Source organism: Rhodanobacter sp. Root627, from assembly GCF_001427835.1.
Lineage (GTDB): Bacteria > Pseudomonadota > Gammaproteobacteria > Xanthomonadales > Rhodanobacteraceae > Rhodanobacter > Rhodanobacter ginsenosidimutans.
On sequence record NZ_LMGW01000003.1, the window covers coordinates 380,731 to 396,951 of the forward strand.

14 protein-coding genes are annotated in these 16,221 nt (G+C 68.2%); 12 read left to right on the forward strand and 2 right to left on the reverse strand.

What is annotated here, in order from left to right; translation table 11 throughout:
* Window positions 1-312: 312 nt before the first annotated feature.
* From ASD68_RS14505 to ilvA, 11 genes are all read left to right on the forward strand, one after another.
* Window positions 313-1,920 (forward strand): 2-isopropylmalate synthase, encoded by a 1,608-nt coding sequence (locus ASD68_RS14505; protein WP_056607998.1) that lies wholly within the window; start codon window positions 313-315, stop codon window positions 1,918-1,920.
* A complete protein-coding gene (locus ASD68_RS14510) occupies window positions 1,917-2,906 on the forward strand; it encodes a branched-chain amino acid transaminase (protein WP_056608001.1) in 990 nt (329 codons plus the stop codon). Before ASD68_RS14505 ends, ASD68_RS14510 begins: the two co-directional genes overlap by 4 nt.
* Window positions 2,903-4,315, forward strand: coding sequence for a 3-isopropylmalate dehydratase large subunit (leuC, locus tag ASD68_RS14515; protein ID WP_056608003.1), 1,413 nt, complete (start codon window positions 2,903-2,905; stop codon window positions 4,313-4,315). Before ASD68_RS14510 ends, leuC begins: the two co-directional genes overlap by 4 nt.
* Window positions 4,312-4,893 carry a 3-isopropylmalate dehydratase small subunit gene (gene leuD, locus ASD68_RS14520; protein WP_056608005.1) on the forward strand — a complete coding sequence of 194 codons (582 nt, stop codon included), beginning with the start codon at window positions 4,312-4,314 and terminating at the stop codon, window positions 4,891-4,893. The genes leuC and leuD overlap by 4 nt, the downstream gene beginning before the upstream one ends.
* Window positions 4,890-5,972, forward strand: coding sequence for a 3-isopropylmalate dehydrogenase (gene leuB / locus ASD68_RS14525; protein ID WP_056608007.1), 1,083 nt, complete (start codon window positions 4,890-4,892; stop codon window positions 5,970-5,972). The genes leuD and leuB overlap by 4 nt, the downstream gene beginning before the upstream one ends.
* Before the next feature lie 37 nt (window positions 5,973-6,009).
* Window positions 6,010-7,731 (forward strand): dihydroxy-acid dehydratase, encoded by a 1,722-nt coding sequence (gene ilvD, locus ASD68_RS14530; RefSeq protein ID WP_056084394.1) that lies wholly within the window; start codon window positions 6,010-6,012, stop codon window positions 7,729-7,731.
* Window positions 7,728-8,717 (forward strand): ketol-acid reductoisomerase, encoded by a 990-nt coding sequence (gene ilvC, locus ASD68_RS14535; protein WP_056084392.1) that lies wholly within the window; start codon window positions 7,728-7,730, stop codon window positions 8,715-8,717. The genes ilvD and ilvC overlap by 4 nt, the downstream gene beginning before the upstream one ends.
* A 65-nt stretch (window positions 8,718-8,782) precedes the next feature.
* Window positions 8,783-9,130 (forward strand): hypothetical protein, encoded by a 348-nt coding sequence (locus tag ASD68_RS14540; RefSeq protein ID WP_056608009.1) that lies wholly within the window; start codon window positions 8,783-8,785, stop codon window positions 9,128-9,130.
* Window positions 9,131-9,237: 107 nt separating this feature from the next.
* Entirely contained in the window at window positions 9,238-11,103 is a 1,866-nt protein-coding gene (gene ilvB / locus ASD68_RS14545) for a biosynthetic-type acetolactate synthase large subunit (RefSeq protein ID WP_056608113.1), read from the forward strand.
* Between the two features lie 10 nt (window positions 11,104-11,113).
* Entirely contained in the window at window positions 11,114-11,368 is a 255-nt protein-coding gene (gene ilvN, locus ASD68_RS14550; RefSeq protein ID WP_007081402.1) for an acetolactate synthase small subunit, read from the forward strand.
* A gap of 2 nt (window positions 11,369-11,370) precedes the next feature.
* Entirely contained in the window at window positions 11,371-12,960 is a 1,590-nt protein-coding gene (gene ilvA, locus ASD68_RS14555) for a threonine ammonia-lyase, biosynthetic (RefSeq protein ID WP_056084385.1), read from the forward strand.
* A 56-nt stretch (window positions 12,961-13,016) separates the two neighbouring features.
* On the opposite strand, the gene ASD68_RS14560 is transcribed toward ilvA, so the two are convergent.
* On the reverse strand, window positions 13,017-14,138 hold the full coding sequence (locus ASD68_RS14560; RefSeq protein WP_056084382.1) for a GGDEF domain-containing protein: 1,122 nt from the start codon (window positions 14,136-14,138) through the stop codon (window positions 13,017-13,019).
* Between the two features lie 219 nt (window positions 14,139-14,357).
* On the opposite strand from ASD68_RS14560, the gene ubiA reads away from it, so the two are divergent.
* On the forward strand, window positions 14,358-15,383 hold the full coding sequence (gene ubiA, locus ASD68_RS14565) for a 4-hydroxybenzoate octaprenyltransferase (protein ID WP_235578755.1): 1,026 nt from the start codon (window positions 14,358-14,360) through the stop codon (window positions 15,381-15,383).
* An 84-nt stretch (window positions 15,384-15,467) separates the two neighbouring features.
* Here ubiA and ASD68_RS14570 read toward each other — a convergent pair whose 3' ends face one another.
* The gene (locus tag ASD68_RS14570; protein WP_056608012.1) at window positions 15,468-16,181 is read right to left on the reverse strand and encodes a ComF family protein; all 714 of its coding nucleotides are present in this window, start codon (window positions 16,179-16,181) and stop codon (window positions 15,468-15,470) included.
* Window positions 16,182-16,221 lie beyond the last annotated feature (40 nt).

Sequence of the window (16,221 nt, forward strand, 5' to 3'; positions counted from 1 at the left end):
GGTGCACTCAATTACAAACGTAAGTGTTGACAAGCCAGAGGGTGTGCCGTACGGTCAACGACATGTCGCAGCGCAGCACACATCGCCGCATCACCGGAATGAATCATCCCGCGATGGTTGCTGGTCCGCCGCGATTGCGCGGCGCGCTCATCCTTGTCCTTGTACTCGTACTCCTTATTACCAACGGAGGTGCGGGCTGAGGGCATGTGTCCAGGTAGTTAGAAGATAACCTGATGACTCCCGAAGAACCCCGCACCCGGAAACGAATGCGGGGTTTTTTCATGCCCTTGGCACCGCCCCGCGGAGCCAGCGATGAATAACCAACCGGCAGCAACGAACGACAGCAGTGACGGCGAAGACGTGTCGTCCGATCGCGTATTGATCTTCGACACCACCCTGCGCGATGGCGAGCAGGCGCCCGGCTTCTCGATGGATCTGCACGCCAAGCTGAAACTGGCGCATGCGCTGGAAGAACTCGGCGTGGACATCCTGGAGGCAGGCTTCCCACAGGCGTCGCCGGATGACTTCAACGCGGTGGCGAAAATCGCCCAGTCGTTGACGAAGACCACCGTCGCCGGCCTGGCCCGTTGCGTTCCCGGCGACATCGACAGCTGCGCCCGCGCGCTGGAAGGCGCGCGCCGCTCGCGCATCCACCTGTTCCTTTCCACCAGCCCGCTGCACCGCGAGCACAAGCTGGGCATGAGCAAGCAGCAGGTCGTGGAGGCCACCGTGCGCTCGGTCGAGCGCGCCCGCCAGCTGTGCCATGAGGTGGAGTTTTCCGCCGAGGACGCGCTGCGCACCGAGCCGGAGTTTCTGGTCGAGGTGTTCAACGCCGCGGCCGCCGCCGGCGCCACCACGCTGAACGCCCCCGACACCGTCGGCTACACCACGCCGGCGGAGATGTTCGAGCTGTTCACCTACCTGCGCAAGAACGTGCGCAACGCCGAGAACCTGATCTTCTCCAGCCATTGCCACAACGACCTGGGCATGGCCGTGGCCAACAGCCTGGCCGCCGTCAGCGCGGGCGCGCGGCAGATGGAATGCACCATCAACGGCATCGGCGAGCGCGCCGGCAATGCCGCGCTGGAGGAACTGGTGATGGCGCTGAAAGTGCGCGCGCCACATTTCGGCGTCAGCACCGGCATCGATACGCGCAAGCTGTATCCCACCTCGCGATTGCTGACCCAATTGACCGGCCAGGGCGTGCCGCGCAACAAGGCGATCGTGGGCGACAATGCGTTCGCACACGAATCGGGTATTCACCAGCACGGCATGCTGAAGCATCGCGGCACCTACGAAATCATGCATCCGCAGGACGTCGGCATCGCCGAAACCAGTCTGGTGCTGGGCAAGCATTCCGGCCGCCATGCGCTGCGCGAGCGGCTGCAGAAGCTGGGCCACACGCCCGACGACGCCACCCTGGACGGCATCTTCGCCCGTTTCAAGACGCTGGCCGACCAGCGCCGCGACATCCACGACGACGACCTGCAGGCGCTGGCGCTGGGCCAGGACCCGGACACCACCGGCCCCTGGAGCCTGCTGCGGTTGAACGCCAGCTCGCAGCTGGGCGGCGGCAGTTCCACTGCGGTGACGCTGGTCCACGAGGATGGCCGCGAGGTCGCCGAAACGGGTGCCGGCGACGGCCCGGTCGACGCCGTGCTGCACGCCATCACCCGCGCCACCGGTATCGAACTGGCGCTGACCCAGTTCCAGGTCCGCGCGATGGGCGAAGGTGGCGATGCCCAGGGTCGCGCCGAACTCACCGCTCGCCACGGCAGCCTCGACTGGCACGGCAACGGCGTCAGCACCGACATCGTGGAAGCCGCCGCACTGGCCGCGCTGGCGATCGTCAACCGCATCGAACGGCAGGCTCCGGCCCGCTCGCATTCCGCACCGAAAGCACTGGAATCCACACCATGAGCACGCCTTTCATCTGGCACAACGGTCAGCTCAAGCCTTGGGCCGAGGCCAATGTCCATGTCAGCACCCACGCGCTGCATTACGGCTCCTCCGTGTTCGAGGGCGAGCGCGTTTACGCAACCCACCGCGGGCCGGCGTATTTCCGGCTGGAAGACCACACCCGACGCCTGTTCGAGTCGGCCAAGGTCTACGAGATCGAGATCGGCTACACCGAGGCGCAGATCAATGCCGCCTGCATCGAGCTGATTCGCGCCAACCAGATGCAGTCGGCGTACGTGCGCCCGATCGTGTTCCGCGGCGCCGGCGGCCTGGGCGTGCTGCCCAAGGGCGAGGCCCCGGTGGACGTGGCGATCATGGCACTGGACTGGGGCGCGTATCTGGGTGACGCGGCCGAGCATGGCGCGAACGTGTGCGTGTCTTCGTGGAACCGGCCGGCCCCAAACACCATCCCCAGCTGGGCCAAGGCCGGCGGCAACTATCTCAACAGCCAGCTGATCGGGCTGGAGGCGCGCCGCGGCGGCTACGACGAAGGCATCGCCCTTGGCCACAACGGCCTGCTCAGCGAAGGCGCCGGCGAGAACCTGTTCCTGGTCAAGCGCGGCAAGCTGCTGACGCCGCCGTCCAGCGCCGGCATCCTGGCCGGCATCACCCGCGACACCGTGCTGACGCTGGCGGCCGACCTGGGCCTGAGCGTGGAAGAACGTGACCTGCCGCGCGAGGCGTTGTATACCGCCGATGAGATCTTCATGACCGGCACCGCCGCCGAGGTCACACCGGTGCGCTCGGTCGATCGCAAGAACGTGGGCGACGGCACGCCCGGCCCGATCACCAAGGCCCTGCGCCAGGCATTTTTCGGCCTGTTCGACGGCCGTACCGAAGACCGCTGGAACTGGCTGAATGTTGTCAGTGACCGCGACAATCAAGAACCGGCCATCCACGGCCGGACTCCCCAGGAACAGCCAGCGTCGACTGGAGCCAACGCATGACCGCAAGAACCTTGTTCGAAAAAGTATGGGACGCCCACGTGGTGGCGCCCGAGTCCACCGATACGCCCGCCGTGCTGTACGTCGACCTGCACCTGGTGCACGAAGTCACCTCGCCGCAGGCGTTCAGCGAATTGCGCCAGCGCGGCCTCACCCTGCGCCGCCCCGATCGCACCCTGGCCACGCTCGACCACTCCACGCCCACGCTGCCCACCGGCGCGGACGGTGTGCGGCCGTACACCAATGCCGCCGCCAAGGCGCAGGTGGAACAGCTGGAAGCCAACTGCGCCGAGTTCGGTGTCACCCTGCATGGCTGGGACAGCGACCAACGCGGCATCGTGCACGTGATCGGCCCGGAGCTGGGCGCCACCCAGCCGGGCATGACCATCGTTTGCGGCGACAGCCACACCTCCACCCATGGCGCGTTCGGTGCGCTGGCGTTCGGCATCGGCACCACCGAAGTGGGCCACGTGCTGGCCACCCAGTGCCTGCTGCAGCGCAAGCCGAAAACTCTGGCGATCCACGTGGACGGCAAGCTGCCGGCCGGCGTGGGCGCCAAGGACCTGATCCTGCACATCATCGGCAGCATCGGCGTCGATGGCGGTACCGGCTACGTGCTGGAATACCGCGGCCCGACCATCGAGGCGTTGTCGATGGAAGAGCGCATGACGATCTGCAACATGTCGATCGAGGCCGGTGCCCGCGCCGGCATGATCGCCCCCGACGAGACCACCTTTGCCTGGCTCAAGGGCCGCCCGCTGGCACCGCAAGGCGCGGACTGGGACGTCGCCGTGGCGAAGTGGCGCGCGCTGCGCAGCGACGAGGGCGCCAGCTACGACCGCGAGGTGCATTTCGACGCCAGCAAGATCGGCCCTACCGTCACCTACGGTACCCACCCGGGCATGGCCAGCGCCCTGAGCGCCACCTTGCCGGAACCCACCAACGCGCAGGAGCGCCGCGCCCGCGACTACATGCACTACGAGCCGGGCCAGTCGATGGAAGGCATGGCGGTGGACGTGGTGTTCATCGGCAGCTGCACCAACTCGCGCCTGCCCGACCTGCGCGAGGCCGCCAGCGTGTTGCGCGGTCGCCACGTCGCCGAGGGCGTGCGCATGCTGGTGGTGCCCGGCTCCGAAGCGGTGCGCCGCGATGCGGAGCGCGAGGGCCTGCACCAGGTGTTTCTGGATGCCGGCGCCGAATGGCGCGTGCCAGGTTGCTCGATGTGCATCGCCATGAACGGCGATCTGGCGCAGCCGGGCCAGCTGGTGGTGTCCACCTCAAACCGCAATTTCGAGGGCCGCCAGGGCAAGGGCGCCCGCACCGTGCTGGCCAGCCCGGCCACCGCGGCCGCATCGGCCGTGGCCGGCGTGGTCGCCGACCCACGCGTGTACCTGACGGAGGCCGCAGCATGAAACCGATTACCCGCCTGCAGTCACGCACCGCCGTGCTGACCGACGAAAACATCGATACCGACCGCATCATCCCGGCGCGCTTCCTCACCACCACGGTGCGTGAGGGCTTGGGCAAGTTGTGCTTCAACGACTGGCGCTACCAGAGCGACGGCTCCGACAACCCCGCCTTCCCGCTCAACCAGCCGCAGTCGCAGGGCTGCGAGATCCTGGTGGCCGGGCGCAACTTCGGCTGCGGCTCCTCGCGCGAACACGCGCCGTGGGCGCTGCTCGACTACGGCATCAAGGCCGTGCTGTGCAGCGAGATCGCGGACATCTTCCGCAACAACGCGCTGAAGAACGGCCTGCTGGCGATCGTGATCGCCGAGGCGCAGCACCGCTGGCTGCTGGACAACCCCGGCGTGGAACTGACCATCGACGTGCAGGCGCAGACGATCACCCTGCCCGACGGCAGCCACGTCGCCTTCACGCTGGAGCCATTCGCCCGCCACTGCCTGCTGAACGGCGTGGATCAGCTCGGCTTCCTGCTGCAGCACACCGACGCCATCGGCCATTTTGAGAAACAGGAGAAAGCGGCATGAAGGCACGCATCGTCACTCTGCCCGGCGACGGCGTGGGTCCGGAAGTCACCGCCGCGGCTGTCGCCGTGCTGCAAGCCGTGGCTGGCCACTACGGCCACGAGTTCACCTTCGACGAACAGCTGATCGGCGGCTGCGCCATCGACGCCACCGGCGAGCCGCTGCCCGCCGCCACGCTGGCCGCCTGCAAGCAGGCCGACGCGGTGCTGCTGGGCGCCGTGGGCGGGCCGAAATGGTCCGATCCGAACGCACCGGTGCGCCCCGAGCAGGGCTTGCTGGGCCTGCGCGCCGCGCTGGGCGTGTACGCCAACCTGCGCCCGCTGCAGGTGCATCCGGCGCTGGCCGACCTGTCGCCGCTGAAGAACGAGCGCCTGCAAGGCGTCGACGTGCTGTTCGTGCGCGAGCTCACCGGCGGCGCCTACTTCGGTGCCAAGACCCGCACCGACGACACCGCCACCGACGAATGCAAATACACCGTGGCCGAAGTGGAACGCGTGGCCCGCCGCGCCTTCGCGCTGGCACGCGGCCGCCGCAAGCAGCTCACCTCGGTGGACAAGGCCAACGTGCTGGAAACCTCGCGCCTGTGGCGCAGCACGGTGCAGCGCATCGCCACCGAATTCCCGGACGTGAAGGTGGAGCACCAGTTGGTCGACTCGATGGCGATGCTGCTGCTGAGCCAGCCGTCGCGCTACGACGTAGTGGTCACCGAGAACCTGTTCGGCGACATCCTCACCGACGAGGCCGCCGCGCTGGCCGGTTCGCTGGGCCTGCTGCCGTCGGCGTCGCTGGGCGAAAGCCGCGTAGGCCTGTACGAGCCCATCCACGGCTCGGCCCCGGACATCGCCGGCAAGGGCGTGGCCAACCCGGTCGGCACCATCCTCTCCGCAGCCCTGCTGCTGCGCCACTCGCTGCAGCTGGAAGCCGAAGCCGTGGCGATCGAAGCCGCCATCGACCGCGTGCTGAGCGACGGCCCGCACAGCCGCGACATCGGCGGCCAGGCCGGCACGCAGGACGTGCTGGACGCGGTGCTGCAGGCCCTAGACGGCTACGCCAGCGCCCCTTCCCTGCGCTCGGCCGGCTGACCGGACGCCCCCTTCCCCATGTCCTACTGGAACCGCCATGCGTAGTGATGCAATCAAGACCGGCGCCGATCGCGCTCCCGCCCGTGCCATGTTGCGCGCCACCGGCATGGATGACGACGCGATCAAGAAGCCGCTGATCGCCGTGGTGCACACCTGGTCCGACGTCAGCCCGTGCAACCTCAACCTGCGCGATCTGGCTGCGGAAGTCGCCAAGGGCATCCGCGCCGCGGGCGGCACGCCAGTGGAGTTCAACACCATCGCGGTCACCGACGGCATCGCCATGGGCACGGCCGGCATGCGCTATTCGCTGGTGAGCCGCGAGGTCATCACCGACTCCATCGAGGCGGCGGTCGAGGGCCACCTGTGCGACGCCATGGTGGTGCTGTGCGGTTGCGACAAGACCATCCCCGCCGCCGCGATGGCGATGGCGCGGCTGGATATCCCGGCGGTGGCGCTGTACGGCGGCACCATCGCGCATGGCCTGCACAAGAACCGCCCGATCACCATCCAGCAGGTGTTCGAGGCGGTCGGCGCGCACGGCGCGGGCAAGATCGACGATGCCGAGCTGCGCTCAGTGGAATGCGATGCCTGCGGCGGCGCCGGTGCCTGCGGCGGCCAGTTCACCGCCAACACCATGGCGATGGTGCTGACCACGCTGGGCTTGTCGCCGATGGGCCTGAACGACATCCCCGCCACGCATCCCGACAAACTCGCCGCCGCGCAGCGCTGCGGTGAGCTGGTGATGGAATGCCTGCGCGAGGATCGCCGCCCCAGCTCGATGTTCAACCGCACCGCGCTGAGCAACGCCGCGCGCATGGTCGCCGCCACCGCCGGCTCCACCAATGCCGTGCTGCACCTGCTGGCGATCGCCCGCGAGGCCGGCGTGCCGTGGACGCTGGAGGACTTCCAGCCCGCTTCGGAGAACACCCCGGTGATCTCCGACCTGCTGCCCGGCGGCCAGTACACCGCGGTCGAGCTGTTCGACGCCGGCGGCATTGCCCGCGTGGCGCAGGAGCTGATCGCCGCCGGCATGCTGCAGGACGCACCCACCGTCACCGGCCGCACGCTGTTTGCCGAAGCCGCCGAGGCGCCGCGTTTCGAGGACCAGCAGGTGGTGTTCCCGGTCAGCGCACCGATCAAGCCGCGCGGCGGCTATTCCATCCTCTACGGCAATGTCGCGCCGGAAGGCTGCATCCTGAAGATCCCCGGCAAGAACAGCGCCGGCCATGGCGCCACCCATTTCGAAGGCACCGCCCGCGTGTTCGAGAGCGAGGAAGCGGCCTTCACCGCCGTGCAGGAAGGACGCATCGGCAAGGGCGACGTGGTGGTGATCCGCAACGAAGGCCCCGCCGGCGGCCCGGGCATGCGCGAGATGCTGGGCGTCACCGCCGCGCTGATCGGCCGCGGCCTGGGCGATGACGTAGCGCTGATCACCGACGGCCGCTTCTCCGGCGCCACCCACGGTTTCATGGTGGGCCACGTGGCGCCGGAAGCGGCGCGTGGCGGCCCGATCGCGCTGCTGCGTGACGGCGACCACCTGCGCATCGATGCCAACACCCGCGAGCTGGTCACCGATGCCGACCTCGACGGCCGCCGCGCCAGCTGGCAGCCGCCCGAGCCCAAAGTCACCCGCGGCGTGCTGGCCAAGTACGCGCGGCTGGTTGGTTCCGCCTCCGACGGCGCCAACACCCATCCCGATACGGCGGTGCAGACGCCCGCCCACACAAACAAACCAACCAAAGCAGGAGTTACCGCATGAGCAACAACGACACCCTGGGCAATGCCCGCATCGCCGTTCTCGGCTACGGCAGCCAGGGCCGCGCCCACGCCCTCAACTTGCGCGACTCCGGCCTCGACGTCGTCGTCGGCCTGCGCAAGGGCGGCCCGTCCTGGGAGAAGGCCAGTGCCGAAGGCTTCAAGGTGGCCGAGCCGGGCGAGGCGGTGAAGGGTGCCGACCTGGTCGCGGTGCTGACGCCCGACATGGTGCAGGCAGACGTCTATACGCAGAGCATCGAGCCGAACATCAAGCCCGGCGCGGCGCTGCTGTTCGCGCACGGCTTCAACGTGCACTTCAAGCGGATCGACCCGCGCAAGGACATCGACGTGATCCTGGTGGCCCCCAAGGGCCCCGGCGCGCTGGTGCGCACCGAGTATGAGCGCGGCCGCGGCGTGCCCAGCATCTGGGCGGTGTACCAGGACGTGTCCGGCCAGGCCGAGGCCAAGGCGCATGCCTACGCCAACGGCATCGGTGGCGGCCGCGCCATGCTGATCAAGACCGACTTCAAGGAAGAGACCGAGACCGATCTGTTCGGCGAGCAGGCCGTGCTGTGCGGCGGCGCCTCGTCGCTGGTGCAGGCCGGCTTCGAGACCCTGGTGGAAGCGGGCTATCAGCCGGAAATCGCCTACTACGAAGTGCTGCACGAACTGAAGCTGATCGTGGACCTGTTCTACGAAGGCGGCATCACCAAGATGCTGCAGTTCGTCTCCGAGACCGCCCAGTACGGCGACTACGTCAGCGGCCCGCGCGTGATCGACGCCGGCGTCAAGGCGCGCATGAAGGATGTGCTGACCGACATCCAGAACGGCACCTTCGCGCGCAACTGGATCGCCGAGTACGAAGCCGGCCTGCCGAACTACAAGAAGTTCAAGCAGGCCGATCTGGAGCATCCGGTCGAGGTGGTCGGTGCCAAGCTGCGCGCCCGCATGCCGTGGCTGCAGCCGGAAACGGCGAAGCAGGCAGGCTGATCGACGTCCCGTTCCCCGGTTCGCCGGGGAACGGAGCGGCAACGTTTTTCCATCGGGGACACGACGTGAAACGTTTTCACATTGCGATGGCGGTTCGCGACCTGGCCGAGTCGATCGACGACTACAGCCAGCGACTGGATGCCCAGCCGAGCGCCGTCGTCGCCGGCAAGTACGCGATGTGGCGTACCGACCTGCTGAACTTCTCCATCAACCAGATGCCGGAGCGCGCGGGCCAGTTGCGCCACATCGGCTTCGAGGATGACCTCGCCGAAGGATTTTCCAGCACCACCGACGTCAATGGCCTGGTGTGGGAAAGCTTCTGCGCGAAGGAACAGGATCTGAAGATCGCCGAGATCTACGGCGTTCCGGTCAGGTCAGGACGACCACCACGGGAATCGACCTCCCACTCATGACACAAGCGTTGGGGTGACCGGTGCGCCGCACCGTCATCGCATCGCGTCCAAGCACCCGGCGGCTGCCGGCCATGCCAAGGAACCGCAACATCGTGAATGCACAACTGATGAACACCAAGTCCACCCCGGCTCCCGCCGGCGACCTGCACCCGCTGGCGGCGAAGTCGATGAGCGGCGCCGAGGTCATCGTGCAGGTATTGGCGGACGAAGGCGTCGACGTGATGTTCGGCTATTCCGGCGGCGCCATCCTGCCGGTCTACGACGCCGTATTCCGGTACAACGCCACCCATCCGAACGACGACGGCAGCGAGCCGTTGCCGCTGATCGTGCCGGCGAACGAGCAGGGCGCGGGCTTCATGGCCGCCGGCTATGCGCGCGCCTCCGGCAAGGTGGGCGTGGCCGTGGTCACCTCCGGCCCTGGCGCCACCAACATGGTCACCCCGGTGCGTGACTCGATGGCCGACTCGATTCCCATGGTGGTGATCTGCGGCCAGGTCGGCGTGGCCGCCATCGGCAGCGACGCGTTCCAGGAAGCGCCGGTCAGCACGATCATGGGCGCCTGCGCGAAGCACGTGTTCCTGGTGACCGATGCCCGCGTGCTGGAAGCCACCTTGCGTACCGCGTTCGAGATCGCCCGCAGCGGACGGCCCGGCCCGGTGGTGGTGGACGTACCCAAGGATGTGCAGAACACCGCGCTGACCTTTGCCGGCCAGGGCCAGCTGCCGATTCCTGGCTACCGCGCGCGCCTGCGCAACGTGCAGTCGGCCCAGCTGGACGATGCCGGTTGCGCCAGCTTCTTCGACGCGCTGGCCCAGGCCAGGCGTCCGCTGATCTACGCCGGCGGCGGCGTGATCGCCTCCGGCGCCGCCGAGGCGCTGCGTGATTTCGTGGCCGATTTCGGCCTGCCCGTCACCACCACGCTGATGGGGCTGGGCGCGTTCGACACCACCGATCCGCTGGCGCTGCATTTCCTGGGCATGCACGGCACCGCCTACGCCAACTACGCGGTGGAGGATTGCGACTTCGTGCTGACCCTGGGCGCGCGCTTCGACGACCGCGTGGCCGGCGTGCCGGACAAGTTCGCTCCCCGCGCGAAATTCATCGCCCAGGTGGACATCGATCCGGCCGAGATCGGCAAGGTCAAGGCGGTGGACTGGCACCACATCGGCGACCTGCGGCGCACGCTCGAGCGCCTGCGCGAGTACGGCGCGGCGCACGGTATCCACCCACGGCAGGACGGCCGCTACGCCGCCTGGCACGCGCATATCGCCGAGCTCAAGCGCGTGCACGCGCTGAACTACGACCACGACAGCGAGCTGATCCAGCCGTATGCGGTGATCGAGGCGATCAACCGCATCACCGACGGCCACGCGATCATCAGCACCGGCGTGGGCCAGCACCAGATGTGGGCGGCGCAGTATTTCGATTACCGCGCGCCACGCCACTGGCTCAGCTCCGGCTCGATGGGCACGATGGGTTTCGGCCTGCCCGCGGCCATTGGCGCGCAGTTTGCGCGGCGCGACGCCACCGTCATCGACATCGATGGCGACGGCAGCATCCGCATGAATCTGGGCGAGCTGGAAACCGTCACCACGTATGGCCTGCCGGTGAAGATCGTGCTGCTCAACAATCGCGGCGACGGCATGGTGCGGCAGTGGCAGAAGCTGTTCTTCAAGGGCCGCTTCGCCTCCTCCGACAAGAGCCTGCACACCAAGGATTTCATCAAGGCCGTGCAGGCCGACGGCTTCACCTGGGCGCGCCGGCTGGAGCGCAAGGAGGAACTGGCCGACACCATCGCCGAATTCCTGGCGTTCGAGGGCCCCGCCTTCCTGGAAGTGATGATCGATCCGGACGCCGGCGTCTACCCGATGGTGGGCCCGGGCATGTCGTACGCCCAGATGATCACCGGTGATTTCATCGCCTCGCGGCAGCGCGCCGCCGGCGACGAAACCCTACGCAACGACATGTTTTGAGCGGATGCCCATGAACGCCGTCACGCAACACACGCTTACCATCATGCTGCAGAACGAAACCGGCGCGCTGGTGCGCGTGGCCGGGCTGTTCGCCTCGCGCAGCTACAACATCGACTCGCTCAACGTGGCCGCCACCGCCGACCCCGCCATCTCGAAGCTGGTGCTCAGCATCCGCGGCGACGACCAGGCCGTGGTGCAGATCGTGCGCCAGACGCGCAAGCTGATCGACGTGCTTGAAGTCAGCCACCAGGCAACGGCGGACTGATGATGAATGCCGTCACCAGCAAGGCGCCGGTGCAACCGGACGGGGTGCCCTCGTTGTCCGACGAGGAGTTGCTGCGGCGCATGTACGCCGCGCGCGTCTACGACGTGGCGCGCGAGACGGCGTTGCAGCCGGCACCGCTGTTGTCGACCCGCTACGGCCGGTCGGTGGCGTTGAAGCGCGAGGATCAGCAACCGGTCTTTTCGTTCAAGCTGCGCGGCGCCTACAACAAGATGAGCCGCCTCGACCCGCCCCAGCGTGCCTGCGGCGTGATCGCCGCGTCCGCCGGCAACCATGCCCAGGGCGTGGCGCTGGCGGCGGCGAAGCTGGGCATCCACGCGGTCATCGTGATGCCGGTGACGGTACCGAAGGTCAAGCTGGATGCCGTGCGCCGCATCGGCGGCAGTTCCGTCGAAGTGGTGTTGTGCGGCAACTCGTACAGCGAGGCCCAGGCCGAGGCGCTGCGCCTGCAGTACGCCCACAGCTACACCGTGGTGCACCCGTTCGACGACCCGGACGTGATCGCCGGCCAGGCCACCATCGGCCTGGAGATCCTGCGCCAGCACCCAGGCCCGTTGGATGCGGTGTTCGTGCCGGTGGGCGGCGGCGGCCTGCTGGCCGGCGTGGCCGCCTGCATCAAGTCGCTGCGCCCGGAGGTCAAGGTCATCGGCGTGCAGGCGGCCGACTCCGATGCGATGGCCCGCTCGCTGGAAACCGGCGAACGGGTGACGCTGGACGAAGTGGGCCTGTTTTCCGATGGCACCGCAGTGAAGCAGGTCGGCGTACGCACCTATGCCCTGTGCAAGCGTCACGTTGACGCCATGCTGCGGGTCGATACCGATGCGATCTGCGCCGCCATCCGCGACGTGTTCCAGGAAACCCGCAGCGTTCCCGAACCCGCTGGCGCGCTGGCGCTGGCCGGTCTCAAGCAATACATCACCGACCAGAAGGCCGCGGGCGAGGAGAGCGAGGGCGCGCTGGTGGCGATCGTCTCCGGCGCCAACATGAATTTCGATCAGCTGCGCTTCGTGGCCGAGCGCGCCGAAGTCGGTGAGCAGCACGAGGCCGTGTTCGCGGTGACCGTACCCGAGCAACGCGGCAGCTTCCGCCGTTTCTGCGCCACGCTGGGCGATCGCAGCATCACCGAGTTCAACTACCGCGTCGGCGACACCCGGCTGGCGCACATCTTCGTGGGCGTGCAGACCACCGGCCGGAACGAACGCGAGGCCTTGATCGCCGCCTTCCACGCGCAGGATTTCGGTGTGCTCGACCTCACCGACGACGAGTTGGCCAAGTTGCATCTGCGCCACATGGTGGGCGGCCGCTCGCCACTGGCGCAGGACGAGCAGCTGTACCGTTTCGAATTCCCCGAGCGCCCCGGCGCGCTGACCCGCTTCCTGGGCCACATGCACCCGGACTGGAACATCAGCCTGTTCCACTACCGCAACCAGGGCGCCGATTACGGCCGCATCCTGGTCGGCATCCAGGTGCCGCCGGACGAACGCGAACTGTTCCAGCGCTTCCTCGAAACGCTGGGCTATCCGTATCGCAACGAGAGCGACCACAGCGCCTATCGGCTGTTGCTGCAGGGCTGACCCGCGCGGCTCGGCCAGGGTAGCTCGGCCAGGGTAGCTCGATCAGAACAGGTCGGTCAGAACAGGTCGATGCTTCCCGCCGCCGCGCCGCCGGAGGCCAGCAGGCCCTGCGCCGTCAGCGCCTCGAAGCCCTGCACGCAGTTGCGCCCGTGCTCCTTGGCAAAGTACAGCGCCTTGTCCGCGCGCTCGAGGATGGTCGCGGGGTAGTCGTGCTCGCCGATACGCGCATAGCCGACGCTGACGGTGACGTGCTCCACCTGCGGAAAGACGTACGCGGCCATGCGCAGGCGGAACCGCTCCAGCACGCTGCGCACGGTGGCTTCGTCATGCGCCGCCAGCAGGATCACGAACTCCTCGCCGCCGAAGCGGAACAACACGTCGGACTGGCGGAAACAGGCGCGCATCTGCTGTGCCAGCAGCAGGATCACCTCGTCACCGTAGACATGGCCGTAGCTGTCGTTGATGCGCTTGAAGTGATCGATGTCGAGGATGGCCAGCCAGACCTCGTCGCGCGCAGACGGCCCACCATGACGGCGCTCGTCAAGCGCTTCGGTGGTGATCGCCGCAGGGTCCGGCTGCAACAGGCGTCGCAGGTGCCGTTCGAACGTGCGGCGGTTGTACAAGCCGGTCAGCTTGTCGCGCTCGCTCTCGTTGAGCAGCGCGGTGTAATTGGCATAGATGCGTGCGAAGCCGGCGACCAGCGGCAGGCTGTCGCCGCAAGGCACGTCGCTTTCCAGTTGCAACGCGCCCACCGCGCGGCCTTCGGAAAGTATCGGCACGATCAGCCGGTGCAGCCCTTCGGCACCCTGTTCCGCATGCGCGTCCACCCGCTCCAGTCCCTGGCGCAACAGGTGCAGCGACGGATCATTCGGCGCCGGCTCGAACGCACGCAACTCGTAATGGCCATGGGCGCCCACCGTGCAGCGCACCACGGTGCGCAGCCGGCCAAGGTTGTCGGCGGTGTATTTGCCCAGCGACACGCTGTGCGCCGAAGTCAATTCGGCCAGCGACAGCACCAGGCTGTGATCGAGCGCATCGACGTCGCGGTGATGGGTGAACGCCGCCACGGAATCGAGCAGGCGCGAATGCGCCAGCAACCGGGACGCGTCGACAGGCTCGACGTTGGCTGTGCCCGACGCCGCCTGGTTCTCCCGCCCGGAGCATTCACACTCGACCATCACTCCTCCCGAACTCCAAGGCGCCATCCGCCCAAGGCCAGAGGTGGCGGAGGGCCGAAACGGCAGGCCTGAACATGTATCGGCTGTTTGTCATGGCGCTTTAGGGCGACCATGGTCGAAGCCGCCGTGTTTTCGTCGTCGATCCATGCCGCGGGCAGGGTCGCAGCGGGCGTGCGGCGTGGCACAGCCATGGCACCGGGCTCGGGCTAAACTTCGCCCATGGCTCCCACGTCCCGCAAGCGCCGCCCGCAGAAAGCTGCCCCCTCGCCAGCCCCCCGCCCGCGCCCCGGCGCGGCGACGCGGCCACGCGCGAAGGCGCCGCGCCCGGCCGACAGCTCCACCACGGCCACGCGGGTCCTGAACTGGCTGCTGCGCCGCTGGCCTGCGCGCCACCGCGAGAAGGCGCTGGATTACCTGGTGCTGACCCGCATGGACCGCCCGATCGGCGCGCTGCTGCTGCTGTGGCCGACCTGGTGGGCGCTGTGGCTGGCGGCGGGCGATTTCCCGTCCTGGAAGCTGCTGGCCATCTTCACCCTGGGGGTGTTCGCGATGCGCGCCGCCGGCTGCGCCATCAACGATTACGCTGACCGCCACCTCGACCCGCAGGTGGCCCGCACGGCGGGGCGGCCGATTGCCGCCGGCCGGGTCACGCCGCGCGAGGCGCTGCTGGTGGCCGGCGCGCTGTTGGCGGTCGCGTTCGTGCTGGTGCTGTTCACCAACCGGCTGACCATCGAATTGTCCTTCGTGGGCGCGGCGCTGGCGGCGCTGTACCCGTTCACCAAGCGCTACACCTACATGCCGCAGGTGGTGTTGGGCGCGGCGTTCGGCTGGGCGATTCCGATGGCGTTCGCGGCCACGACCGGTACGGTGTCACCGGTGGGCTGGCTGCTGTTCATCGGCAACATCCTGTGGTCGGTGATCTACGACACCGAATACGCGATGGTCGATCGCGAGGACGACCTCAAGGCCGGCGCCAAGTCCACCGCGATCCTGTTTGGCGATGCCGACGTGCCGATCCTGGGCGTGCTGATGGGCACGTTCCTGTTGGCAATGCTGTTCGTGGGCCAGCGCGCCGCGCTGGGCTGGCCGTTCTGGCTGTGCCTGTTGGCAGTGGCCGGCTTGTTCGCCTGGCAGTTGTGGCTGATCCGCGACCGCCAACGCGACGCCTGCCTGGCCGCCTTCCGCCACAACAACTGGGTCGGGCTGGCGCTGTGGATCGGCATCGTGCTGGCACTTGCCATGTAGGAGCGCACCCTGTGCGCGATGCTCTTGCTCTTGGCCCTTGCGAATCCCGAATTCCGCAAAAAGCATCGCGCACAGGGTGCGCTCCTACCGGTTGCCGGCCCGCGCCAGCGCCCACACGTCGACCCTCTGCACACCCGCACGTTTCAGCACGCGGGCGCATTCGGCCAGGGTGGCGCCGGTGGTCATCACGTCGTCGATCACCGCCACGTGCGGCGCCAGCGCCACGCCCTCGCGCAGCGCGAAGGCGCCACGCACGTTGCGTCGGCGAGCTACCGCATCGAGCTCGGTCTGCGCCTCGGTGCGGCGCACGCGCTGGATCGCATCGACGCATAGCGACAGGCGCAGTTCGCGCGCCAGCGGCCGTGCCAGTTCCAGCACCTGGTTGTAGCCGCGCTGGCGCAGGCGGCTGCGGTGCAGCGGCACGGTCAGGATCTGCCGGGGCAATGCCATGGGGCGGCTTTCGCGCTGCCACAGGCTGGACAGCACGCGGCCGGCAGCCAGGTCGGCGCCGAATTTGAAGCGTGATTCCAGCCGGTTCAGCGGCCAGCCGTAGCGGAACGGCGCCCACGCGGCATCCCATGGTGGCGACCGCCGCTGGCATTCGCCGCACAGCGCGGCGGGTATGGCCAGCGGCAGGGCGCAGCGGGCGCAACAGCTCCGGTTGCGCGGCAGTTCGTCGCTGCAGTCGGCACACAAGTCCATGCCGTGCGCGCCCGCGCCGCCGCACAGCAGGCAGCGCAGTGGCAACATCCAGTGCAGCAGCACCGGCCAGGATCGCTGGCGATGGGTCGTGTCCATGTACCTACCGTTCCGGCATCGCTCGATGGTAGCGGCAAAA